This is a genomic window from Microvirga sp. 2TAF3, from assembly GCF_052114965.1.
Lineage (GTDB): Bacteria > Pseudomonadota > Alphaproteobacteria > Rhizobiales > Beijerinckiaceae > Microvirga.
Genome location: NZ_JBFRFT010000013.1, coordinates 98,586 through 122,163, shown reverse-complemented (window position 1 = coordinate 122,163; position 23,578 = coordinate 98,586). Strand labels below are relative to the sequence as shown.

The window sequence follows — 23,578 nt, the reverse complement described above, 5'->3', positions numbered from 1 at the left end:
GCCAAGGGCTTCTTCACCATCGGCGACAAGGCCAAGGACAAGGACGACTACCTGATCTACAACAAGAAGACCGGCGTGCTGTCCTATGATGCCGATGGTTCGGGCAAGGGCACGGCGGTCGAGATCGCCAAGCTCTCCAAGAACCTCAAACTGACCGCCAGCGATTTCATGGTGATATGAGCATGAGCTGGAGCTCGTTCGAACAGCTACATGATCTTTGAATGATCTTTGACGGATATGTGACAAGGCCGGAGATAGCTATCCCGGCCTTCTCTCTTTGCCTCGTTGTCAAGCTATCCTAGGAGATCGCGTCGCAGCGCTCTGGCCGATTTCGAGGCTACTCCGGTCCTGAGCAAGGCTGGCTCTCGAAATTCCCGACAAGCTCTGGGCCAAACTTCTCGACCAGCACAAATGTCTAGAGCATCGTGCGCAAAAGTGGCCCCGGTTTAGCGGCCACACGATGCTCTCATCAAAGGAGAAAGCCTCGGACCTAAAAGTGGCTTCCACTTTTAGGTCCGAGGCTTTAGAGGCGATGGGTGCGATTGCCGCAACGCGCCAAATGCAGAGAAGATCGTGGATTGTTGGGATTATGGGAATTTCCCTTCCCTTTCCCCTCGCCGTTCTCCCCTCGATCAAGCGGCCGCATAACTGTGCGGCACCATTGGAAGTTGCTTGCCTAGCCCTTGCGGATGTCACATATATGTAACGTTATATGATAAATAATACAGACCTGAGTGATCGGGTTCCACAAGGGGGTTATCATGGCGTCGCCCGTTCTCTGGGGAGAGTTTCTGGTCAATACCGTAAAGGACGGCGTGCAGAAGGCCGTCCAGTTGCAGGCGCTCGATAACGGACGGTTCCTGGCCGTTTGGCAGGATGGCAGCAGCACGGGCGCCGACACGGAAGCCAGCGCGATTTATGCGCAGCGCTTCTACTCGGGCGCTGTGCCGCAGGGTGACCCGATCCGCATCAACAGCACCCTCGAGGGCGCGCACGCGAAACCCGTCGTCACGACCTTGAGCGACGGGCGTATCGTTTATGCCTGGGAGCACCACGTCAAAATCGGCGACGTGGATCACTATTCGATAAGGGCCCGCATCTTCAATGTGGATGGTACGCCCTACGATGCGAACGGCGACCGGATCGGCGACGATGATTTCGAGGTCGCTTCGAGCACAGATGCTCCCTTGACGATGCCCCGCATCGCGGCGCTACCCAACAAAGGCTTCGTCATCACCTACACGAACCAGGCCGGCGACACCTATGCCGATCCGGCACTTACTGCCGATGCCGGCGTCAAGGCCGTGGTCTACGGCGCGGATGGAAAGGTTTATGGCGGAACGCAAACGGTCAACGAGACCTCTGCCGGGTCTCAGACCAATTCGTCCCTGGTGGCGCTGGGAGGCGGCCGTTTCATTACCTTCTTCAATGATATCGGCTCGAACCCCGACGATCTCATCGAAAAGGTTCATGCGCGGATTTTCACGACCAACGGAACCACTGTCACGGCGGACAGCGAGTTCGTCTTACGTGCCACGATCGAAAAAGGCACGCGCCCCGTTGCAACCGCTCTGGCGGATGGCCGTTTCATCATCACCTGGACCTCGGAAAGCGGCGATGGAAATGGCCGCGCCGTCATGGCCCAAGTCTATCAATCGAACGGGACGGAAGATGGCGCCGTTTTCGTCGTGAACAAGCTCACGGCCGGCGATCAAAGCACGCCCGGCGTTACCGCCCTGGCGAAAGGCGGCTTCGCCATCTCCTATCTCGACTACCAGGATCCCGGCGTTCCTCAGGTGCGCATTGCCGTTTTCGACAAGAACAAGAACCATATCGGCGACGATACGGTCGTCAGCAAATCCTTCGACATGGGAGAGCGCGCTGCTCCATCCCTGATCGAACTCAACGATGGCCGAATTATCGTCGCCTGGGATGAGGCCATTGCGGGCCGCGGCGACGATGCGGACGGAATCCGCGGACAGGTTCTGGATGCCCGCTTCGAGGGGATCAATCTCCCCGGCTCCGGCGAAAACGACCAATATGTCGGGACCGAATATGACGATTACCTTGGGGGAGCCGCCGGCAATGACCATCTGACGGGCCGTGGCGGAAACGACACCCTCGACGGCGGCATCGGAAACGACACGCTCGATGGCGGGAGCGGATCCGACATGATGATCGGCGGAGCGGGTGACGATACCTACTACGTGGACGCCCCTACCGACGTCATCGTCGAAGGAGCCGGCGGGGGCGTCGATACGGTCAAGACCTCCAGCAGTTTCATCCTCAGCGAGAATCTCGAAAATCTTTATGCGACGGGTACGGCATCCATCAGCCTGACCGGCAATGCCGGCGCCAACCTTATCGTAGGCAACGCAGCCGCCAACACCATCGATGGCGGAGCGGGCGACGATACCCTCGACGGCGCATCGGGCGCGGATCTGATGAGAGGGGGCGCAGGCAACGATCTCTATTATGTGGACGATATCGGCGACCAAATCGTTGAAACCTCATCTGGGGGGACGGCCGACCACGTCATCTCGTCCGTCAGCTACATCCTGGCCGCCTATGTGGAGAACCTCACCGCCTCCGGCTTCGGCGCACTCAAGCTGACAGGCAACGCCTCCAACAATACGATCACGGGCAATGCTGCGGCGAACACCCTTAATGGCGGCCTCGGCAAGGACGTTCTTGTGGGCGGGGCAGGCAGGGACGTGTTCGTTTTCAGCACGAAGCTCGGCTCGACAAACATCGACAAGATCGCCGACTTCGACGTGAAGGACGATACGATTCATCTCTCGAAGGCCATCTTCTCCAAGATCGCCAAGAAGGGCGCGCTCTCAAAAGGCGCCTTCTGGATTGGGGCCAAGGCTCACGACAAGGACGACCGCATCATCTACGACGACAAGAAGGGCATCCTGTACTACGACGCCGACGGGAATGGCGCGGGCAAGGCGGTACAGTTCGCCACGATCGCCAAGAAACTCAAAATGACGGCCGCCGATTTCTTCGTCATCTGACGGAGCCTGATCAGGCTAGGTTCGAAAGGGCTGTGAGGGAAAACCTCCAGCCCTTTTCGATGTCTTACGGCAGAAGATCCGGGGCCGCCCGTAATTGGCCCACCTCGATACCGTTCCAGTTCTTGAGCGCGGGCTGCGCCAACGGTGCGATTACGGCGTGCTCTTCATCGCTGAGCTTGAGAAGGCGCATGATGAGGTTCGCCATGATGATTTCGGAGGCCCGACCGGTGCCGTCATCGGCTTTCACCGCGATGCCGTAGCCGAGTTCCGGCAAGGCGGCGCAATGGACGCCTTCGGCTCCGGATTTCACGAAAGCCCGCTGGCGGAGCACTTCCATTATCTTCGTGTCGAAACGGCCCGTTCCGGCGACCATGAAGGGATTCTGGGCCACGGCGCGGCGGATGCGCTCCGCGGCGGACTTGCAGCCGGGTGAAATGCCGACGCCTGCGCCGAATTTGGCGAAGCCGAAGGCTAGGGCTGGCAGCGGGATGGCATAGGTCGGGATCGAACAGCCGTCGATGCCGCTGACATCCTCCGTATGCGAGGCACCGGTGAGGTCCTCGAGCGCGCTCCGCACCGTCCGCTGAACGTGATGCTGCGCCGTCACATAGCCCTTCGGGTCGTCGCCCATGCCACAGGACAGGCAGATGAAGCCAGCATGCTTGCCCGAGCAATTATTATGAAGCTGCGACGGCTGCTCACCCCGAGCGGCAAGCGCCCGGCTCGCGGCCTCGCCCAGGGGCCAATGCGTGCCGCATTCGAGGCAGCCTGCATCCTGGCCGGCCTTCGCCAATATGGAAGCGGCGGTGGCCACATGCTGCGGCTCGCCTGAATGGGAGGCGCAGGCCAGGGCGACCTCCTCATCCGTCAGCCCGAATTTGTCCGCGATCCCGCTTTCCACGAGAGGTAGCGCCTGGAACGCCTTCACGGCCGAGCGCGGGAAAACGCGCCGCTCCACGTCGCCCAGGGTCAGGACGGTGCCGCCCTCGGCGTCGACGACGGCAACACTGCCCCGGTGGCGTGATTCGACCAAACGGCCCCGTGTAACCTCGACGAGAAAAGGATTGTCCATGAATTCCCTCGGAATACCCTCGTTCAGAAACGGCGGTGTTTTGTGCGCGAGCGAGGCGAATGTCAAAAGAAATCCTGGGGAATCCTTGTTTCAAAGCACCGTTGGAGCTGCCCGAAGGGGTGGCTTGCGGCTAGGCCCCGCCACCCTTAAACCCTGCCCTTGAAGAATGGGGATGTCCTGATGCGAGTAGCGATGATTGGGGCCGGCTATGTCGGCTTGGTCTCGGGCGCGTGCTTTGCGGATTTCGGCCACGACGTCATCTGCGTCGACAAGGATCCGGGCAAGATCGAGGCCCTGATGCAGGGCGAGATCCCGATCTACGAGCCCGGGCTGTCGGAGCTTGTGGCCAAGAACATGCGCGAAGGCCGCCTGTCCTTCACCCTCGACCTGACGGACGCCGTGAAGAACGCCGAGGCCGTCTTCATCGCGGTCGGAACCCCGTCCCGACGCGGCGATGGGCATGCGGACCTGTCCTATGTCCATCAGGCGGCGCGCGAAATCGCCGCCGCCATGGATGGCTATACGGTCGTCGTCACCAAATCGACCGTGCCGGTCGGCACCGGCGACGAAGTCGAGCGGATTATTCGCGAAACCCGGCCCGAGGCCGATTTCGCCGTGGTGTCGAACCCGGAATTCCTGCGCGAAGGCGCCGCCATCACCGATTTCAAGCGGCCCGACCGCATCGTCATCGGCACCGAGGACGAGCGCGCCGCCTCCGTGATGACCGAGCTCTACCGCCCGCTCTATCTCAACCAGTCGCCGCTTCTCGTCACCTCGCGGCGCACGGCGGAGCTGACCAAATACGCGGCCAACGCCTTTCTCGCCACCAAGATCACCTTCATCAACGAGATCGCCGATCTGTGCGAGCAGGTCGGCGCCAATGTGCAGGATGTCGCCCGCGGCATCGGGCTCGACAACCGCATCGGCTCCAAGTTCCTGCATGCCGGTCCGGGCTATGGCGGCTCGTGCTTTCCCAAGGATACGCTGGCCCTGATCAAGACGGCGCAGGATTACGAGGCGCCGATCCGCATCGTCGAGGCGGTCGAGGCGGTCAATGCCCAGCGCAAGCGCGCCATGGGCCGCAAGGTCATCGCCGCCTGCGGCGGCTCGGTGCGCGGCAAGACGATCGCCGTGCTGGGGCTCACCTTCAAGCCGAACACCGACGACATGCGCGAAGCGCCGGCCCTCGACATCATCCGCACCCTGCAGGATGCCGGGGCGAGGATCCGCGCCTACGATCCGGAAGGGATGGAGGCGGCAAAAGCCCTACTGCCCGACGTGGATTATGCCAAGGATGCCTATGACTGTGCCCGCGAGGCCGAGGCGCTGGTCATCGTCACCGAATGGGACATGTTCCGGGCGCTCGATCTCGCCCGCCTGCACGCGGCCCTCGCCGCGCCGGTGGTGGTCGATCTGCGCAATATCTACCGCCCGGACGAGATGCGCCGCCGCGGCTTCTCCTATGTCAGCGTCGGACGGACCTGAATAACGCCTGTCCGGTGCCGCCGTCACGGGTTCACGCGGACGCGGTCTCGTGCCATATCACAATCAGCCGCAAGGCCCGTGAGCCAATCCTGGAGTGCCCGATGCAGACCTTCTTCGTCGAGATCAAATGCAAACTCGGCAAGACCTATGAGGTGGCAAGCCAGCTCGCCGACCGGGAGATCGCATCCGAGATCTACTCGACGGCCGGCAATTACGACATCCTCGCCAAGTTCCACGTGGATGACGATGTCGATATCGGGCATTTCATCGCCGAGAACGTGCAATCCATCTCGAACATCGCCGACACGCACACGATCATCACCTTCAAGGCTTTCTAGCGCATCGTGAGAAAAGGCCTCTCTTCAGGAGGAGAGTATTTCTCATGAAACATGAGGCTCCCTACGGCATGAGCGCATTGGCCTGCATGGTCCGCTGGGGCGGGCGCGCCACTTCGGCGAGCAGCGGTCCGATATCCTCGTAGCGGTCCATCCGCCGGATGATCTTGGAATCGATGCGGTTGTACAATTCGGCGACGCTCACCGCACGGCGCTTCTTTCCCTTGCCGTCCAGGAACAGGGCGGCGTTGGCCCTGGCGGCCTGCGGGAAGAGTTTCGCCGCCTTTATACTCGGATCCTTATCCAGAGCCTCCAGGAACCGGACGGCGCTGCTCGCGCCGAGGAAATGGGCCATGTAGAGCTCGGCTTCCGTCAATTCCCTTTCTCCCTGCTCCTGCAATGCACGCTCCACATCCTTGATCAGCTCGCCTGCCATGAGGGCTGAAAAGTAGGGATCGCAGCGCAGGCTCATGACCCAGGCCTTGTCCTTGTCGTTGCCGACCACGAGCTCGCCATTGACCATCCTGATGGCCTTCGCAGCCGCCTCGAAGCCGTAATCGGCGGCATGGGTGTAGACCGTCTCGAGCCATGTGCTGTCGATGAACTGGAACAGGCCCTCGGCGGACGAGGTCGGCGCCTTGGCCTCCGGCGAAAGGCTCGATTCCACATCGGCCAGGGTCATCATGTAGACCGGGTCCACGCCGGTTACATGGGCGGCCCTGAGGATGGAATGGACGAGCCAGCGCGGGACGTTACGCCCGCTGAACGGAATCAGCTCGTCCGGATTTCCTGCGGGCTCGACCGGCGTGATCCCGATCTGCAGTGCCGCCTCGATCTGGAATGGGGGTACGGACTCGATCTGCAGCGCGGGCTCGGCCTGCGGAGCGGAGAAGGCCGTCTCGAGAATGGCGTCGAAGAGGCCCGGATGGTTATTGAGGCCCGGCGTGAATCTGATGGGCTCCTCGGAAGCGATGGCCGTATCGGAAGGAACAAGGGGCCGCGCCAGCAAGGCGCTCGGCAGGGTCGCCACGGCGGCGGGGGCGGCGGTCATTCCCTGAAAGCCTACCATGAGGCTCAAGGCCAGGAGGATACGAAGCGGGCGACTGCCTTGTCGCCCATAGGTTTTGAGCACACCCCGAACGGAATGCGGAGCGGCGCCATGCGGCGTCCTCACATTGGTCGGCATCTCTTTTTCCCGCGGAACCCTACCGGACGGCAGGGCCCTTTCCTTGTGTCATTCTGAGACAAGGCTTGGCGGGTAGATGTGTCGAGAATCGGTCAGCTTGACTGTAAGATTGTGAAATTCCTGGGAAATTTAGGATTACGACAGGATTTTTCCCCTGAAATCATCACGTTGACTGCGCAACCAATTGTGCATTCGTCTGTTCGAGACGCTTTGCCAGCTCACGCATGACCGCCAGGGCCATCTGCGGGAACTGCGCCAGAAGCTCCAGGAAAACCCGTTTGTCGATTCGCAGGGCCGTGGTCGGTTCGGCCGCCATGATGGTGGCCGAACGCGGCGTATCGGACAGAATGCCCATCTCTCCGACCAGGGCATTCTCCCTCAGCTCCGCCACCTTGATCTCGCCGTGGGGAGTGTCGAGCAGGACATGGGCCCCCCCGTCGAGGATGACGTAAGCTGCATCCGCCGCATCCCCTTGAGAAAAGAACCGTTGCCCGCCGGCGAATTGCACGCGCTCGCTGGTGAAGGCGAGAAGCTTCAATCGGGCTGGATCGATGTCCCGGAACATCGGTACCTGCCGCAAGGATTGAACCTCGGCCTCAAGGGTCATGCCACCTCTCCTGCTATCGGCTGAGCGGCATCCGGCTCAGGCTTCCTTGCCTTGCCCGCCGGTCCGCTCTTCCCCTCTGTCGTAATCTGTCCATCGCGAAAACGCATCAGAATATCGAAATTCGCAGTCTGTCGACTGTTTGGCTGTACCATGAACAGGCTTCTGCCGTCGGACAACTCGAGGAGGACTTCCGTCATTTTCTGGCTTCGCGTTTCGTCGAAGGGCGCCAATGCGCCGTCGATGACGAGAATATCCGGCCGTTTCACGAGGCACCGTACGAGATTTACGCAAGCCCGCTCCTGCGCGCTGAGGAGCCGGCCTGCGGTGCCGACCTGATGGTCGAGGCCGATCCGCTCGATGTCTTCCAGCAAATCCATTTCCCGAACGACCGTAGATATCGCCTCCGCCACGCGTCCCTGAGCATTGGCGACGCGATAGCTGATGCGACCGAACAGGAGATTATCCCTCAAGGGCGCCGCCGCACAGATCTTTTCCGAGTCATAGAAATCGACGCCATCCGTTTCCGCTGCCTCCAGCATCCCGCGCACGAGCCTGCGCGCATGCACGAGCAGGAGCTTCAGGTGATCGTCGAGAAGGCCCAAGCGATGCCGGGGCTCGATATAGGCTAGCGGCAGCGACAGGAGCTTGGCCCGATCGTCCTTCATCAGCGCGGCATTCGAACGGGAGCGCTTGCGCAGGATGGCCTCGAACTCCTGCAGTTCCTCCGCACCGATGAAGGAAAACTGCTCGAACAGGGAATGGCCCGGCGGTAGGCCTTCGAAGATCTCGGTCATCGTTTCCGCGATCTGCAGGCCCATGTTCACCAGGTCATCGGTGAGCCCCGCCCGGTCGATGGCATCGCGGAAATCCGGATTGTAGGCGAGATTCCGCCCCTTGAACTCGTCGGATTTCGGAACTCCGAACAGCAGGTTTTCCGCCACCGTGGTCTGGTCGTTGTAGCGATCCGGGTCGAAGGGCTCGACGAGATCGGTCATGCCGTTCGCCTGGAACGTCTCGCGCAGGCGATGGCGCGCTTCCACGAGGCGCTCCGCCAGTTCCGGATCTTTCTCGGGATCGATCCAGCCTGCAAGACCGAACAGATAGACCTCCCCTCCCATGCCTATCTCGTTGAGAAGGGTCACGAGGATCCGGTCCAGATCGTCGGCGTCCCTGGTGCCGGCGAGCTCGTAATCGACCCATTGATCGGCGATGCTTTCGACCGGATTACCGGTTCTCATCGCCTCCATGATCCGGCGGTTCTCCTCACGCGGGTCCGTCTCCACCCGACCGAGGGGCTTGTAGCGCAGGCCGTAGATCAGATTGTCCCGGATGCTGCCGGGAAACAGGATCGGGTCTACCCCCGCGTAAGCGAGCCGGTGCCCGATTTCCGCGAGGGGAATCTGTTGAAGATCGCGCTCGCCTATGCGGATGCGGCCGCCGAACCCGGTCATCCGCCGCGCCAGGATGCGCGCCAGGACACTCGCCGCGGCGTCGCCATTGGAGATGATGGCGACTTTGGCGGGCAGTTCGATGGCGAAGGATGCGTTGTCGAGGATCATGCCGCCATGGGGATCGGCAACCCGGATTTCTTCGGCCGCGAGGAGGCCCGCCAGAGGCTCGTCCTGCTCCTGTTCCTCCCGCGTCATCAGGAGAGGGGCCAGTCGCTCGTCGGCGAAGTGCTCAGTCACCTGGTCGTATTTCACCTGAACGTCGAGGCGCTGCTGATCCCAGTCGATCAGCTCCTTCAAGGGCGGCGGCAGCTCCCGGTAAGCGCCGATGACGGCGACGAGCTGACCAATGTCGAGGGTTCCGCGAATGGCGAAATAGCCGCCGACCGCATAGAAGAAGAAGGGCGTAAGCTGGGACAGGAAGTTGTTGAGAAACTTGACCAGAAACTTCCGATTGTAAATCTGGAGGCGCAGGTCGAAGAGTTGGAAGAGGCGATTGCCGATCTCGGCCCTCTCCCAGCCATAGGCATTATGGACGTGCACGGCCTCGATGCCGTCGAGCACCTCGCCGATGCGTCCGGCCAATTCGCGGGAGGCGAGCTGGCGCTGCTTTCCGAGGCGCAGCAATTCCCGCCGCAGATACGGGATGACCGTGAACTGGATGCCGACCACGGCAATGGCCATGAGGCCGAGCCAGAGGTTCTGTACCATGATGAAGAAAATGGCGGTCAGAGCCTGCGTTCCGAGGAAGATCGGCGTGATGAAGGCATCGCCGATGAAGCCGCCGACCGGCTCGACCTCGTCCTTGATGATCGTGGCCGTCTCGGAGGACTTCACCGTGCGCAGGGCTTCCGGCGTGAACCGCAGCACCATGGTGAACAGGTCGAAGCGCATGCGTCGCAGCATTCGCTCCCCGAGAACGCCTTTCGCGAGGTTGATCCAGTACTTGAACGCGCCGTTGACGATGACGAAGAACAGAAAGAGGCAGGACAGTCCGAGTAGCAGGCCGATGCGGCTTAAGTGAAACCCGTCGAAGATGTGGAAAGTCTCGCCGCCGAGCCAGCTCGGCAGATGGAAGTCGAGCTTGAGAAAGGGGGCCGTCACCTGCCCTTCCTTGAAAGCCTCGCCCTGGATGGCCTGGTTCACGATCTGGCGAGGAAGATCAAGCGAAGCAAAGTAAAATGGCTGGGAAGCGAGCACTACGGCGCAGACGATCAGCTGGTCGCGCTTCGAATGTGTCCAGATATATCTGAATAGGCTCTTTTCCATCAGGCGGACGATACCATCTTCAATACCCCAAACCATCCCTCTTTCCGATTTAGGGCGGTGCCATAGCTTCTTGTACGGGGGCCATTGCAACGCAAGAGGCTGGCAACCCAACGTCAATCACGGCACCTACCTTACGGAAATGCCCATATGGCAGACCTGTTTACGGACTTGAAGATGGATAACCCGGCGCAGCTTCCGTCGTGGCGCCAGGAAGGCACCCGAGTCCTCATTTACAGCCACGATACCTTCGGGCTCGGGCATCTGCGCCGTTCGCGGGCCATTGCGAACGCCATCGTGGAAGATCGGCCCGACAGCTCGGTCGTCATCATTTCGGGCTCGCCCGTGATCGGCAGTTTCGAGTTCGGCAGCGGCGTCGATTACATCCGGATTCCCGGCGTGACCAAGCTGCCGGACGGGGATTACCGTAGCCTCAACCTCAATGTGGACCTGGACGAGGCCGTGGGCCTGCGTCAGGCCCTGATTCTCCAGGCAGTCAAATCGTTCCGGCCGGACGTTTTCATTGTGGATAAGGAGCCGACCGGCTTTCGCGGCGAAGTCCTGCCGGCGCTCGAGTACCTTCAAGGCTGCGGCTGCCGCCTCGTGCTCGGTATCAGGGACGTCATGGACGAGCCTGCCCTCCTCGTTCCCGAATGGGAGCGCAAGGACGCCACCGACGCCCTGATCCGTTACTATGACGAAATCTGGGTCTATGGGCTTAAGGACGTCTATCGCCCGCTCGCGGCCCTCGGTCTGCCGGCTCACGTGGAAAAGCGTATTACCTACACCGGCTATCTCCACCGGGAGGTGCCGCCGACCCCCTCCCTGACCCGCTACCCCAAGATCACGAAGCAACCCTTCATCCTCGTCACCACCGGCGGCGGCGGCGATGGCGACGACCTGATCGATTGGGTGATCGCGGCCTACGAGGCCGATGCGGATATCGAGATGCCGGCCCTGTTCGTGTTCGGCCCCTTCGTGAACCGGGACATGCGCCGGTCCTTCATGGACCGCATCGGGCGGCATCCGAAGCTCGACGCCATCTCCTTTGACAACAAGATCGAGCACCTCATGCAGAAGGCCGCCGCCATCGTGGCCATGGGCGGCTACAACACGTTCTGCGAGATCCTGTCCTTCGACAAGCGCGCCCTGATCGTGCCGCGCACGCGGCCGCGGCTGGAGCAATACATCCGCGCCGTCGAGACGGAGCGGCTCGGCCTCGTCCGCATGCTGAGCGATTACACCGAACCGCGCACGCCCGAGCGCATGGCCACAGCCCTGCGCAGCCTAGCGACCCAGCCGCGCCCGTCCGAGGTCGTGATTCCCGGCCTTCTCGAAGGTCTTGACCGGGTGCAGGAGCGGCTTAAGGCTTTGACCGAGCCCTTAACCTCATTTGTGCCCGCCTATCAGGCGGCCGAGTAAAGCCAGGCGAGTAAAGCCAGGGATGCCCCCTTCGAGTTCTGCCCGACGGATCGCCGTCGTCGTGAAAGGCTATCCGCGCCTCTCCGAGACCTTCATCGCCCAGGAGATGCTCGCGCTCGAGCAGCGCGGCCTCGCGCTCGAGATCTGGTCGCTGCGTCATCCGACGGAGCGGGCCGTGCATCCCATGAACCGGAAGATCAAGGCGCGGGTTACCTATCTGCCGGAATATCTCTACGAGGAGCCCCTGCGCGTGCTGCGCGGCGCATTCTGGAGCCTCCGGCAGCCTCGTTTTAGCGACCTGATCCGGGCCTTCTGGGCCGATCTGCGGCGGGATTTCACTGCCAACCGGGTGCGGCGCCTGGGGCAGGCCTTCGTCATGGGGCGGGAGTTGCCGGAGGATGTGCGGCATCTGCACGTGCACTACCTCCACACTCCGGCCTCGGTCGTCCGCTATGCCGCCCTCCTGACCGGCCGCACCTGGACCTTCTCGGCCCATGCGAAGGACATCTGGACCACGCCCGATTGGGAAAAACGCGAAAAGCTGGCGGAAGCTCTCTGGGGCGTGACCTGCACCGCTCAGGGCGCGAAGCACCTTCGGGCGCTCGGCCCGCATCCCGAGCACGTCTCGCTGGTCTATCACGGGCTGGACCTCTCCCGTTTTCCCGCGCCGCCCGAGAGCCACTCGGCTCGCGACGGCTCCGATCCGGCCGATCCCGTACGCATTGTCTCCGTCGGCCGGGCCGTATCGAAGAAGGGTTTCGGCGATCTGCTTCAGGCGCTTGCGGCGCTGCCCCCCGATCTGCACTGGCGCTTCGCCCATGTGGGCGGTGGCGACCTTTTGGAGAGCCTGAAGGCCCAGGCCAAGCGCGACGGCATCGCCGACAAGGTCGCCTTCCTTGGCCCGAAGGCGCAACCCGACATCATTGCCCTTCTGCGCGAGGCGGACATCTTCGCTCTGCCCTCGAAGAGGGCGAATTCCGGCGATCAGGACGGCCTGCCCAACGTGCTCATGGAGGCCGCGAGCCAGAAGCTCGCCATCGTCGCCAGCGACTTTGCCGGCATTCCGGAATTCATCCGCGACGGCTCGGAAGGCCAGCTCGTTCCGCCGGGGGATTGGGCAGCCTTGTCCAATGCCCTGAACCTGCTCGCCCGCGAGCCTGAGCGCCGGAAAGCCTATGGCGCCACGGCCTTCGAGCGCCTGCGGCATGAGTTTTCCATGGAAGGCGGCATCGACGTGCTGGAGGAACGCTTCCGGGCGCTGGCCGATGACAAGAGTTCGAGCGAACCGGTGGCGGCGTGAGCACATCGAGGCCCGTCGCGTTCTATGCTCCCCTGAAAAGCCCGAACCATCCCTCCCCTTCGGGCGACCGCACCATGGCGCGGCTGCTGATGAAGGCCCTCGGCAAGGCCGGTTATCCCGCCTTGCTCGCCAGCGAATTGCGGAGCCTCGACAAGGCAGGCGACCCATCGCTTCAAGAACGCTTGCGGCAGGGATCCATGACGGCGGCGGAAGGTCTGATCGCGCATTACCGCGCCCTGCCGCCGGAGAGCCGTCCCGCCCTGTGGTTCACCTACCACGTCTATTACAAGGCGCCGGACTGGATCGGCCCGCGCGTCGCCGATGCCCTGGACATTCCCTATGTCGTCGCCGAGGGATCGCGGGCCGCGAGGCGTGCCCATGGCCCCTGGGCCCTCGGCCATGAGGGCGCGGAAGCGGCGCTCGACCGGGCCGATGCGATCGTCGTGATGACCGCCCAGGACAGGACGGCGCTGGAAGCGGCAAGGCCCGCCCATCAGATCCTGATCGATCTACCCCCCTTCATCGACCGCACCGAATGGGGCAATCCGGCACTCGCGCCACGGGCTGACGGCGAGCCCCGGCTCCTGACCGTCGCCATGATGCGCGACGGCGACAAGCTCGCCTCCTATCACCTTCTCGCCGCCTCCCTCGAAAAGCTCCGTCACCTGCCCTGGACGCTCGATATCGTCGGCGGAGGCGAGGCGCGGAGCGAGGTCGAGAAATTGCTCGCGCCGTTCGCGCAGCGCATCCGCTTTCACGGGCAGATCGAGAGTAAGGCCGATCTGCGGGCGCTCTACGAACAGGCCGACCTCTTCGTCTGGCCCGCCGTCAACGAAGCCTATGGCATGGTGTTTCTGGAGGCGCAGCTCTTCGGCTGCCCGGTCGTCGCCGGGGCCAATGGCGGCGTCGCCAGCGTGATCAGGCATGAGGAAACCGGCCTGCTGGCCACGCCCGGCGATGCCGATGCCTTTGCGCAATCGGTCGCCGCCCTGATCGGGGATCGGGACAGGCGGTCGCGTTTTGGAGCCTCCGCCCATCGTTTCGTGAGCGAGGAGCGGGACCTGGAGCACGCCGCCGTGTGGCTGCGCACCGCGTTTCAATCCCTGTTCGCCGAGATCGCATCATGAGCCTGCGCGTTCTCATCAGTGTGACGCATCTCCTCGGGGCCGGACACCTTACCCGCGCCGCGGCGCTTGCCCGCGCCTTCGCGCAGGCGGGGCACGAAACGACGCTCGTCTCGGGCGGAAGCCCGGTCACGCCGGCTCCGCCCGAGGGCGTGCGGTTCGTACAGTTGCCGCCCGTGCGAACCATCGGCACCGATTTCAGAACCCTGCTCGACGAAACGGGGCAGCCCATCGATGAGGTACGCCTGACCGCGCGACGGGAGCTTTTGCTTCGAACCCTGAACGCGGTGAAGCCTCATGTTCTCGTCACCGAACTCTTCCCCTTCGGTCGGCGGATCCTGGCGGGGGAATTCATCGCGCTTCTCGATGCGGCGCGGGCGATGCTCCCGCGTCCGCTCGTCCTGTCCTCGATCCGCGACATCCTCGTCGCCCCGACGCGGCCCGATCGCATTGCCGAGACGCATGAGCGGATCGCGCGCTATTACGACGCCGTGCTCGTCCACGGCGATCCGCTTCTCGTTCCCCTGGACGCCTCATGGCCAGTGGATGAGCGGCTGCGGCCCTTCCTTCACTATACCGGCTATGTGGACGAAAATCCTGAAGACATCCCTTCCGGCGGAGGGACCGGAATTGTGGTTTCCGGCGGGTCGAGCGCCGCGAGCCTGCCGCTTTACCGCGCCGCCCTTGATGCGGCGCACAAAATCGCGGACCGGACTTGGCGAGTCCTGATCGGGCGCGGCGTCGCGGAGGCCGATTTTCAGACGCTTCGGGCGCTTGCGCCCTCCCATGCGACGGTGGAACGGGCGCGGCCCGACTTCCGCACCCTGCTTTCGCAAGCGAAATTGTCGATCAGCCAAGCCGGCTACAACACCTGCGTCGACATCCTCCGCTCCGGCGTAAGGCCAATTCTGGTGCCGTTCGAGGCCGGACACGAGACCGAGCAACGCCTGCGCGCGGAGCGGCTACAAGCCATCGGCCTTGCCGAGATCGTTGCCGACGAGGCTTTGTCGGGGGAAACGCTTGCCGAGGCGGTTCGGAAAAGTCTTGCAAAACCGGCTTCCACGCCGGTGCGTCTGTCCTTCGAGGGGGCCCGGCAAAGCGTCCTGATCGCCGAAAGCCTCATGCCCACCGCGCCTGCTCTTCATCAGGTCAGCGACTGGTCGCCCCTCGACCGGGCCTTGAGCCGCGCACGGGACCGGGGCGTCTCCATCGGCTTCTGGTGGCGGGACGACGACGCGGTGGCGGATACGCCGCAACTCGACCGGCTTCTCGCCATCGCCAACCGCTTCGAAGCGGGCATCGCCCTCGCCGCCATTCCGACGCGCCTCGAGCCGTCGCTCGCTGCCCGTCTGGCCGGGGAAGAGCGGGCCTTCGCCCTGGTGCATGGCTTCCGCCATTTCAATCATGCACCGCAACATGAAAAGAAAGCGGAATTCGGCGGCCATCGCCCCGTCGAGACCATGGCGGAAGAGGCGGCGGACGCATTGCGGAGGGCAAGCGCGCTTCTCGGCGACAAGCTCCTGCCGGTTTTCGTGCCGCCCTGGAACAGGATCGCGCCGGATCTGGTCCCGCGCCTTCCGCTTTCAGGATACAGGGCGCTCTCCACCTTCAAGGACCGGAAAGCGCGCCATCCCACTGCCGGCCTTTTCGAAATCAACACGCATATCGATCCCATCGACTGGCACGGCACGCGCAGCCTCGTCGATCCGGCTCTCCTCGTCGCCGGCCTTGCTGCGGCTGTGGAGCGGCGCATCGAAGGATCGGCGGATCGGGACGAGCCAATCGGCTTTCTGACCCACCACCTCATCCACGACGAGATGGTCTGGACTTTTTGCAAGAAGCTGATGGTCTATCTGTCGCATAACGATACCACTTTCTTGCAGGTAGACAGGTTATTCAGTGACGGCAGCGGGATCGTCGTCGAGATGTAGTGCGTTATGTTTACGTGACGCGTAACCTTCTGGAGGAGCCTATGGAGAAGCCGCTCCTGTCGGTCCGCCATCTGGCGGTCGACTTCAAGACCGAGACGGGGAACTTCCGGGCGGTCGACGGCCTGTCCTTTGACATTCCGAAGGGAAAGACAGTGGCTCTGGTCGGCGAATCCGGCTCCGGAAAATCGGTGACGGCGCAGGCCATTCTCCAGATCCTGTCCAAGAAAGCCCATATCGCCAACGGCGCGATCGTCTTCAACGATCCCGCGCGCGGCACCTCCGTCGACATTGCCGGTCTCGAGGCCGGCAGCAGCGCCATGCGCGACATGCGCGGCGGGCGCATCGCCATGATCTTCCAGGAGCCGATGACGTCCCTGTCGCCGCTCCATACCATCGGCGCCCAGATCTCCGAGGCGCTCGTCATCCACGCGAAGGTCGACCAGGCGGAGGCGCTGGAGCGGACGAAGGAAGCGCTGGCGCGCGTCGGCTTCCCCGATCCGAAACGGGCCCTCAAGACCTATCCCTTCGAGCTGTCGGGCGGCCTGCGCCAGCGCGCGATGATCGCGATGGCGCTGATCACCCGCCCTGCCCTTCTCATCGCGGACGAACCGACGACGGCTCTCGACGTGACGACCCAGGCGCAGATCCTCGACCTGATCAAGGAACTCCAGGCCGAGACCGGCATGTCGGTCCTGCTCATCACCCACGATCTCGGCGTGGTGGCCAATGTCGCCGACGAAGTCGTGGTGATGTATCGCGGCCGCGTCATGGAATCCGGCCCGCGGGACGCGATCTTCCGCCATGCACAGCATCCCTATCTTCAGGCGCTCATGCGTGCCGTTCCGCGCTTCGCCATGGCGGTGGACGAGCGGCTGACGCCGATCCGCGAGGTGAAGAGCGCCACCCTTGAAAAGGCGCACGCACCCGACCGCCTTCAGCCCAACGGGCCGATCCTCAGCGCCGAGAATCTGACGAAGTCCTTCACGCTCCGTTCGGGCTGGTTCTCGGGAAAGCTTCGGACGATCCACGCGGTCAACGGCGTGTCGCTCTCCCTGCTCGTCGGCAAGACGCTCGGGCTCGTGGGTGAATCCGGCTGCGGCAAGACCACCGTTTCCAAGATGATCATGCGCGCGATGCACCCCAATACGGGCCGTGTGCTGTTCGACGACGGCACCGGACCGAAAGACGTGCATGAGCTCGAGGGCGATGACCTGATCGCCTATCGCCGCTCGGTACAGTTCATCTTCCAGGATCCCTTCTCGTCCCTCAATCCGCGCATGACCGTCTACGAGATCCTGACCGAACCTCTGCGCATCCACGATATCGGCGATTCCGACATGCGCTATCATCGTGCGAAGCAGCTGCTCGACATGGTCGGGCTCGATAAGCGCTCGTTGCGGCGCTATCCGCATTCCTTCTCCGGGGGGCAGCGCCAGCGGCTCGGCATCGCGCGTGCGCTCGCCCTGGAGCCGCGCGTGCTCATCTGCGACGAGCCGGTCTCCGCCCTCGACGTGTCGGTGCAGGCCCAGGTGCTCAATCTCCTGAAGGACCTGCAATCCGCGCTCGGCCTGTCCTATCTGTTCGTGTCGCATAACCTCGCGGTGGTGGATTATATCGCCGACACCATCGCCGTGATGTGCCGGGGCTATATCGTCGAGCAGGCGCCCAAGACCTCGCTCTTCCGCAATCCGGTCCATCCCTACACCCATGCTCTTCTCGCCGCCGTGCCGGATCCGGATATCGACCGGCCGCTCGATTTCGAGAAGCTGCGCGCCGACGGTTTCTCCGACCCGAGCCAATGGCCCAAGCCTTTCCGCCTTCTGGAAGGCGAAGCCGGGATCATGGAGGAAATCGAACCCGGTCATAAGGTCCGTCTGGGGAGCCTGCCTGCCGAGGAGGCTGCATGATGTACGCGAAATCAGGGATGAAGATCGGCCTGCTGGCGGCCTTGCTGAGCCTGCTGGTCCTGCCCGCCTTGGCTGCCGATTATATCGAGCAGCCGTTCTTCGCGGAAAAGGTGGCGAAGAAGGAGATGCCGACCGTCTCCGAACGGGTGCCGCAGACGCCGTTCGTCTCCGATCAGGCGAAGGGCGATTACGGCGGAGACATCGTCACCCTGGTGCCGCGCGCCCGCGATATCCGCTACATCACGACCTATGGCTATACGCGGCTCATCGGCTACGACCGGAACCTGGAGCTCCAGCCGGATCTGCTCGAGAAATTCGACAACGTGGACAACCGCGTATTCACCTTCACGCTCCGCGCCGGCCATCGCTGGTCGGACGGCCATCCCTTCACCGCCGAGGATTTCCGCTATTTCTGGGAAGACATCGCCCAGAATAAGGATCTGTCGCCGTCCGGCGTGCCGGAATTCATGATGGTGGACGGAAAGCCGGCCCGTTTCGAGATCATCGACGAACGGACCGTGCGCTATACGTTCGACAAACCCAATCCCCGCTTCCTGCCGCATCTCGCCGGCCCGGTCGATCCGGGCATCTATCGCCCCGCCCATTATCTGAAACAGTTCCACGCGAAATATGCCGACAAGGCGAAGCTCGACGAGGCCGCGAAGTCGCAGAAGCTGAAATCCTGGGCTGCCCTTCACAACCGTCTCGACGACATGAAGGAGCACACGAATCCGGACGAGCCGGTTCTTCAGGCTTGGCGCGTCACCAACAAGGCGCCGGCAAGCCGCTTCGTCTTCGAGCGCAATCCCTATTACCACCGCGTCGATGGCCAGGGACATCAGCTCCCCTATATCGACCGCATCATCATGGATGTCTCCGCCAGCGGACTTTTCGCGGCGAAGGCCAATGCGGGCGAGGTGGATCTCCTCTTCCGCGGCCTCTCCATGAGCGACATTCCGGTGCTGAAGCAGGGCGAGAAGGTGCAGGGCTACACCACGCTGCTCTGGCCCTATGCCCGCGGCTCGGAGCTTGCGCTCTATCCCGACCTGAATACCAGCGATCCCGTGTGGCGCGCGCTCAACCGCGATGTCCGCTATCGCCGCGCCCTGTCGCTCGGCATCGACCGCAAGACATTGAACAATTCGCTGCTCTTCGGCCTCGGGATCGAGGGCAACAATACGATCATGGAGCAGAGCCCACTCTTCTTCCCCGACCTGCGCACGCTCAACGCCACCTACGATCCGACCGAAGCCTCGCGCCTTCTGGACGAAATCGGCCTGAAGAAGCGCAACGCGGCCGGCTTTCGCCTTCTGCCCGACGGACGCGAGCTTGAGATCATCGTCGAGACGGACGGAGAGAGCAGCCTCGTCGTCGACGGGTTGACGCTGATCGGCGAGTTCTGGCGCGAGATCGGCGTGAGGCTTTTCGTCAAGCCGCAGGATCGAACGGTGTTGCGCAACCGGGCCTTCGCGGGCCTGACGAACATGGTGGCGAGCCAGGGCTTCGACAACGCGATCCCGACCGTGATCATGCCCCCGTCCGAATACGCCCCCATGCGCCAGGACAACTATTCCTGGCCGAAATGGGGACAGCATGTCGAGACCAAGGGCAAGAACGGCGAGGCGGTGGACATGCCCGAGGCTCGGCGCCTGCTCGAGCTTTACGCGACCTGGATGAATACGGCGAACCGTGACGTGCAGCGGAATGTCTGGACCGAAATGCTGCGCAACCATGCCGAGAACCAATGGTCCATCGGCACCGTGGCGGGCGCCCTGCAGCCTATCGTCGTGCGCAACGGCCTGCAGGGACTGCCGCAGAAGGCGCTCTACAGCTGGGAGCCGACAGCCATGATCGGCATCTACCGGATCGATGAGATGTATTGGAACAAGGCCGCCCTGAAAGAGGCTCGCAGATGATCCGCTTCCTGTTGCGTCGCCTCGTCACGATGCTCGTGACGCTCCTGATCATCTCGGCCTTGGTCTTTGTCATCATCAAGCTGCCGCCCGGTGACTTCCTGACTAACCAGATCGCCGAATTGCGCGCGCAGGGCGAGGCCGATGCCGTCGCCAAGGCGGAGTTCCTGATCAAGCAATACGGGCTCGACAAGCCGGTCTGGCAGCAATACCTGGTCTGGCTCGGCGTAATGCCCAGCCAGAACGGCTTTTCAGGCCTGCTGCAGGGCGATTGGGGATGGTCGTTCGAATATGACCGGCCCGTCATGGACGTGGTCGGCGATGCCCTTTGGCTGACCCTGGTGGTCAACCTCGCCGTGGTCATCTTCATCCATCTGGTCTCGATCCCGATCGCGATCTATTCGGCCACGCGGCAATATTCTATCGGCGACTACGTCGCCACCTTCATCGGCTATATCGGCCTTGCGACCCCGAGCTTCCTGCTGGCGCTGATCCTGCTCTACTACGCGAACCGATGGTTCGGCGTATCCATCGGCGGCCTCTACGATTCACGGTTCGCTGGCCAGCCCTGGACCTGGGCCAAGATCCAGTCCCTGCTCTCGCACCTCATCGTGCCCACGCTGGTGATCGGCCTTGCCGGCACGGCGGCCATGATCCGACGCATGCGGGCGAACCTTCTCGATGAGCTCAGCAAGCAATATTACGTGACCGCGAAGGCGAAGGGCCTCGCGCCCGGCAAGGCCCTGCTGAAATATCCGTTCCGCATGTCCCTGAACCCGTTCATCGCCGATATCGGCAATCTGCTGCCGCATCTGGTCTCCGGTTCGGTGCTGGTCTCCCTGGTGCTCAGCCTGCCGACCGTCGGGCCGATACTGCTCAGCGCCCTGAAGAGCCAGGACCAGTTCCTCGCCGGGTTCATCCTCATGTTCGTCGCCGTGCTGACCGTGCTCGGCATGCTGGTTTCCGACCTGCTGCTCGCATGGCTCGATCCCCGCATCCGGATGGGGGGGGGGCGATGAACGAGGCGACCCCGCTCATCCCGATCAAGCGGCACTATGTCGACAAGGCGCCGTTCGATCCCGGCGCGACCGAACCCATGGGGACGGAAAGCGAGAGCTTCTACCGCGCATCCTCCTGGCGGCTGGTGTGGTGGAAGTTCCGCCGCCACAAGGTGGCGGTGGCCGCGGCCTTCATCCTGCTGGCCTTCTATCTCCTCATCCCCTTCGTCGAGGTGATCGCGCCCTACAACCAGACCAAGCGCAATGGCGATTTCATCTATGCGCCGCCGCAGCGCGTGCACATGATGCACGAGGGCAGCTTCGTCGGCCCCTTCGTCTATCCCTACAAGTTCACCTTCGACCTGGAGAGTTTCCGGCGCGTCTATACGGTCGACGCATCGAAGCCTCAACCGATCCGCTTCCTCTGCCGCGGGGATGCTTATGAATTCTGGGGCCTGATCACGACGAACTGGCACCTGTTCTGCCCGCCGGAAAACGGCACCACGTTCCTGCTCGGCACCGACAGGCTCGGGCGCGATCTGTTCTCGCGCATCATCTACGGCGCGCGGATCTCGCTGACCATCGGCATCGTCGGCATCGCGGTCTCGTTCACGCTCGGGCTGTTTTTCGGAGGGCTCGCAGGCTATCTCGGCGGCTGGGTCGATCATGTGATCCAGCGACTGATCGAGATTCTGCGCTCCCTGCCGGAGCTTCCGCTCTGGCTCGCCCTCTCTGCGGCCCTTCCGGCCAATTGGAGCCCGATCCTCGTCTTCTTCGGCATCACCATCATTCTCGGCATGCTCGACTGGCCAGGCCTCGCCCGCGCCGTGCGTTCGAAGCTGCTTTCCCTGCGCGAGGAGGATTACGTGAAGGCGGCGGAGCTGATGGGGGCATCCAAGCAGCGGATCATCGCCCGCCATCTCATTCCGAACTTCATGAGCCACCTGATCGCCTCGGCGACGCTCGCGATCCCGTCCATGATCCTCGGCGAGACCGCCCTCTCCTTCCTGGGCCTGGGCCTTCGCCCGCCGGTGACGAGTTGGGGCGTGCTGCTCAACGAGGCCCAGAACCTCGCCGCCGTGCAGCTCCACCCCTGGCTGCTCTTCCCCATCGTGCCGGTGGTGCTTGTGGTGCTGGCGTTCAACTTCATGGGCGACGGGCTGCGCGACGCGGCGGACCCGTATCACTAGATCCTGTCCCATGAATCCCGATTCATGGGACAGGATCGTATTTCCATCGATTCAGATGAGAGGCTTGATCGACCATCGGGCGAGGGTTGCTATAGACCCAAAGTAGAAGATGCCGTCTGCTTCCATGGAAGGCTTCGTTTACTTATCGTTAAGCATATCGCCGCATGTTCCGCAGCGAAATGCTCCCGACAGGAATAGCGATCATGCGTGTCTCATTCGAGAAAGTGCTCGGACGGTTGTCACGCGCCGACCTGAGGGCGAAGACTGATCTCTCGTCGGGCGCCAGACGGCAGAACGGCCGCCGACTCGAACACCTCATCCGTGAAAAAGAGGCCGCAGGCGATCGCATCGCGATCGGTCTCGGATTGGTGCTCGCAATCTCCTCGGTCGCATTTGCAGCCCACGCCATCCAAACCAGCTCCGCCCAATCCGACGCGCCAATGGTTGCCGCCGTTGCGGGCAACAGGCCCGTGAACGAAAGCCGCACCACCCCTTTGTACTGGCAAAGAGACCTCGATCCGACAACGACGGGATCGGTGAGAGAGGCCGCCGATTCAGACGAAGGAAGCCGCGGGACCGGGTCCGCGGCCCTGAAGGACTCATCAGATGCGAAAGACCTCAGTCGAGGCTATGTCCTTCGCAGTGTCATCCGGGGAGCGGCTCTGGTGGAAGGTCCGGACGGCTTGCGGGAGGTCGTGCCCGGAGCAGTTCTTCCCGGCGCCGGGCGGATCATATCCATCGAGCGATCAGGAGCCGGATGGGTGGTGGTAACCTCCACGGCGATCATCGGAGCGGCCCCCGTGCAAGGACTTGGCCCATCCCCGCATATTGTGCCCGGGGCGTAGAAAAACCGGTCTCATTACCTCTCACGTCATGTCTTTCGCTTCGATCCGCAGTCAGATTCGGATCGTCACAGAACGAAGCGAAGGAGATTGACCGTGAAGCATGACACCGTTTTCGAAAAGTCCGACCGAGTGAACGCTCACGCATCCCGCAGCAATGTCGCCTTTACCGTCTCCCTCCATCTCAAGCCTGGCTGCGAGGAGGAGTTTCTCGCGCTTCTGACGCCGGTTCTCGATGCCATGCGGCACGAGGCGACCTTCATCAACGCCGTGCTTCACCGGGATCCCGAAGATCCGACCCGGTTCATGCTCTACGAGACCTGGGCCGATCTCGACGACGTGACCGAAGTTCAGATCCACCGCGACTATCGGAAGGCCTATTGGGAGCACCTGCCGGAACTCCTCACCGAGCCTCGGCAGGTGCAGGTCTGGCATCAGATGCGTTCGGATTTCTCATTCTTCGCAACATCCTGAATGCTTGGCGTGCAGCCTTGGCGAAAAAGAAAAAGGCGCCCTCGGGGCGCCTTCTGGT

Annotated in this window: 17 protein-coding genes and 1 pseudogene; 14 read left to right on the top strand and 4 right to left on the bottom strand. The window is 62.8% G+C overall.

The genetic code is table 11. The annotated features are described in order from the left end of the window. Together AB4Y97_RS14190 and AB4Y97_RS14185 are read left to right on the top strand one after the other, a co-directional pair. Positions 1 to 180, top strand: a pseudogene (locus AB4Y97_RS14190) (calcium-binding protein); the annotation flags it as partial. Between the two features lie 581 nt (positions 181 to 761). Next, positions 762 to 3,020: a calcium-binding protein gene (locus AB4Y97_RS14185; protein WP_441999695.1), complete on the top strand. Its 2,259-nt coding sequence runs from the start codon at positions 762 to 764 to the stop codon at positions 3,018 to 3,020. Positions 3,021 to 3,084: 64 nt separating this feature from the next. Here AB4Y97_RS14185 and AB4Y97_RS14180 read toward each other — a convergent pair whose 3' ends face one another. Further along, complete coding sequence (locus tag AB4Y97_RS14180) at positions 3,085 to 4,092, bottom strand: asparaginase (protein ID WP_441999694.1); 1,008 nt, start codon at positions 4,090 to 4,092, stop codon at positions 3,085 to 3,087. Between the two features lie 180 nt (positions 4,093 to 4,272). Between AB4Y97_RS14180 and AB4Y97_RS14175 the strand changes: the two genes are divergently transcribed. Together AB4Y97_RS14175 and AB4Y97_RS14170 are read left to right on the top strand one after the other, a co-directional pair. Beyond that, a complete protein-coding gene (locus AB4Y97_RS14175) occupies positions 4,273 to 5,577 on the top strand; it encodes a UDP-glucose dehydrogenase family protein (RefSeq protein ID WP_441999693.1) in 1,305 nt (434 codons plus the stop codon). Between the two features lie 101 nt (positions 5,578 to 5,678). After that, positions 5,679 to 5,915 carry an Lrp/AsnC ligand binding domain-containing protein gene (locus tag AB4Y97_RS14170; protein WP_441999692.1) on the top strand — a complete coding sequence of 79 codons (237 nt, stop codon included), beginning with the start codon at positions 5,679 to 5,681 and terminating at the stop codon, positions 5,913 to 5,915. A gap of 61 nt (positions 5,916 to 5,976) precedes the next feature. Here AB4Y97_RS14170 and AB4Y97_RS14165 read toward each other — a convergent pair whose 3' ends face one another. The 3 genes from AB4Y97_RS14165 to AB4Y97_RS14155 form a co-directional block, all read right to left on the bottom strand. Then, complete coding sequence (locus AB4Y97_RS14165; RefSeq protein WP_441999691.1) at positions 5,977 to 7,098, bottom strand: transglycosylase SLT domain-containing protein; 1,122 nt, start codon at positions 7,096 to 7,098, stop codon at positions 5,977 to 5,979. Positions 7,099 to 7,261: 163 nt separating this feature from the next. Then, positions 7,262 to 7,705, bottom strand: coding sequence for a Crp/Fnr family transcriptional regulator (locus AB4Y97_RS14160; protein WP_441999690.1), 444 nt, complete (start codon positions 7,703 to 7,705; stop codon positions 7,262 to 7,264). After that, positions 7,702 to 10,458 carry an ABC transporter transmembrane domain-containing protein gene (locus AB4Y97_RS14155; protein WP_441999689.1) on the bottom strand — a complete coding sequence of 919 codons (2,757 nt, stop codon included), beginning with the start codon at positions 10,456 to 10,458 and terminating at the stop codon, positions 7,702 to 7,704. Before AB4Y97_RS14155 ends, AB4Y97_RS14160 begins: the two co-directional genes overlap by 4 nt. A 111-nt stretch (positions 10,459 to 10,569) precedes the next feature. Between AB4Y97_RS14155 and AB4Y97_RS14150 the strand changes: the two genes are divergently transcribed. The 10 genes from AB4Y97_RS14150 to AB4Y97_RS14105 all read left to right on the top strand — a co-directional run bounded on the left by AB4Y97_RS14150 (position 10,570) and on the right by AB4Y97_RS14105 (position 23,520). Beyond that, positions 10,570 to 11,841, top strand: coding sequence for a glycosyltransferase family protein (locus tag AB4Y97_RS14150; protein WP_441999688.1), 1,272 nt, complete (start codon positions 10,570 to 10,572; stop codon positions 11,839 to 11,841). Positions 11,842 to 11,863: 22 nt separating this feature from the next. Continuing rightward, entirely contained in the window at positions 11,864 to 13,141 is a 1,278-nt protein-coding gene (locus tag AB4Y97_RS14145) for a glycosyltransferase family 4 protein (protein WP_441999687.1), read from the top strand. Then, positions 13,138 to 14,268 carry a glycosyltransferase family 4 protein gene (locus AB4Y97_RS14140; protein WP_441999686.1) on the top strand — a complete coding sequence of 377 codons (1,131 nt, stop codon included), beginning with the start codon at positions 13,138 to 13,140 and terminating at the stop codon, positions 14,266 to 14,268. Before AB4Y97_RS14145 ends, AB4Y97_RS14140 begins: the two co-directional genes overlap by 4 nt. Beyond that, the gene (locus tag AB4Y97_RS14135) at positions 14,265 to 16,196 is read left to right on the top strand and encodes a glycosyltransferase (RefSeq protein WP_441999685.1); all 1,932 of its coding nucleotides are present in this window, start codon (positions 14,265 to 14,267) and stop codon (positions 16,194 to 16,196) included. The genes AB4Y97_RS14140 and AB4Y97_RS14135 overlap by 4 nt, the downstream gene beginning before the upstream one ends. A 41-nt stretch (positions 16,197 to 16,237) precedes the next feature. After that, positions 16,238 to 18,103 (top strand): ABC transporter ATP-binding protein, encoded by a 1,866-nt coding sequence (locus AB4Y97_RS14130; RefSeq protein ID WP_441999684.1) that lies wholly within the window; start codon positions 16,238 to 16,240, stop codon positions 18,101 to 18,103. Then, entirely contained in the window at positions 18,100 to 20,019 is a 1,920-nt protein-coding gene (locus AB4Y97_RS14125; protein ID WP_441999683.1) for an ABC transporter substrate-binding protein, read from the top strand. The genes AB4Y97_RS14130 and AB4Y97_RS14125 overlap by 4 nt, the downstream gene beginning before the upstream one ends. After that, on the top strand, positions 20,016 to 21,035 hold the full coding sequence (locus tag AB4Y97_RS14120; RefSeq protein ID WP_441999682.1) for an ABC transporter permease: 1,020 nt from the start codon (positions 20,016 to 20,018) through the stop codon (positions 21,033 to 21,035). The genes AB4Y97_RS14125 and AB4Y97_RS14120 overlap by 4 nt, the downstream gene beginning before the upstream one ends. After that, positions 21,032 to 22,204 (top strand): ABC transporter permease, encoded by a 1,173-nt coding sequence (locus AB4Y97_RS14115; protein ID WP_441999681.1) that lies wholly within the window; start codon positions 21,032 to 21,034, stop codon positions 22,202 to 22,204. The genes AB4Y97_RS14120 and AB4Y97_RS14115 overlap by 4 nt, the downstream gene beginning before the upstream one ends. A gap of 203 nt (positions 22,205 to 22,407) precedes the next feature. Further along, entirely contained in the window at positions 22,408 to 23,049 is a 642-nt protein-coding gene (locus AB4Y97_RS14110; protein WP_441999680.1) for a hypothetical protein, read from the top strand. A 93-nt stretch (positions 23,050 to 23,142) separates the two neighbouring features. After that, positions 23,143 to 23,520: a putative quinol monooxygenase gene (locus AB4Y97_RS14105; protein ID WP_441999679.1), complete on the top strand. Its 378-nt coding sequence runs from the start codon at positions 23,143 to 23,145 to the stop codon at positions 23,518 to 23,520. Positions 23,521 to 23,578 lie beyond the last annotated feature (58 nt).

Coding starts and splice junctions, on each gene's coding strand:
- AB4Y97_RS14185 (WP_441999695.1), top strand. CDS start 762: ATGGCGTCGCCCGTTCTCTGGGGAGAGTTTCTGGTCAATACCGTAAAG.
- AB4Y97_RS14180 (WP_441999694.1), bottom strand. CDS start 4,092: ATGGACAATCCTTTTCTCGTCGAGGTTACACGGGGCCGTTTGGTCGAA.
- AB4Y97_RS14175 (WP_441999693.1), top strand. CDS start 4,273: ATGCGAGTAGCGATGATTGGGGCCGGCTATGTCGGCTTGGTCTCGGGC.
- AB4Y97_RS14170 (WP_441999692.1), top strand. CDS start 5,679: ATGCAGACCTTCTTCGTCGAGATCAAATGCAAACTCGGCAAGACCTAT.
- AB4Y97_RS14165 (WP_441999691.1), bottom strand. CDS start 7,098: ATGCCGACCAATGTGAGGACGCCGCATGGCGCCGCTCCGCATTCCGTT.
- AB4Y97_RS14160 (WP_441999690.1), bottom strand. CDS start 7,705: ATGACCCTTGAGGCCGAGGTTCAATCCTTGCGGCAGGTACCGATGTTC.
- AB4Y97_RS14155 (WP_441999689.1), bottom strand. CDS start 10,458: ATGGTTTGGGGTATTGAAGATGGTATCGTCCGCCTGATGGAAAAGAGC.
- AB4Y97_RS14150 (WP_441999688.1), top strand. CDS start 10,570: ATGGCAGACCTGTTTACGGACTTGAAGATGGATAACCCGGCGCAGCTT.
- AB4Y97_RS14145 (WP_441999687.1), top strand. CDS start 11,864: ATGCCCCCTTCGAGTTCTGCCCGACGGATCGCCGTCGTCGTGAAAGGC.
- AB4Y97_RS14135 (WP_441999685.1), top strand. CDS start 14,265: ATGAGCCTGCGCGTTCTCATCAGTGTGACGCATCTCCTCGGGGCCGGA.
- AB4Y97_RS14130 (WP_441999684.1), top strand. CDS start 16,238: ATGGAGAAGCCGCTCCTGTCGGTCCGCCATCTGGCGGTCGACTTCAAG.
- AB4Y97_RS14125 (WP_441999683.1), top strand. CDS start 18,100: ATGATGTACGCGAAATCAGGGATGAAGATCGGCCTGCTGGCGGCCTTG.
- AB4Y97_RS14120 (WP_441999682.1), top strand. CDS start 20,016: ATGATCCGCTTCCTGTTGCGTCGCCTCGTCACGATGCTCGTGACGCTC.
- AB4Y97_RS14115 (WP_441999681.1), top strand. CDS start 21,032: ATGAACGAGGCGACCCCGCTCATCCCGATCAAGCGGCACTATGTCGAC.
- AB4Y97_RS14110 (WP_441999680.1), top strand. CDS start 22,408: ATGCGTGTCTCATTCGAGAAAGTGCTCGGACGGTTGTCACGCGCCGAC.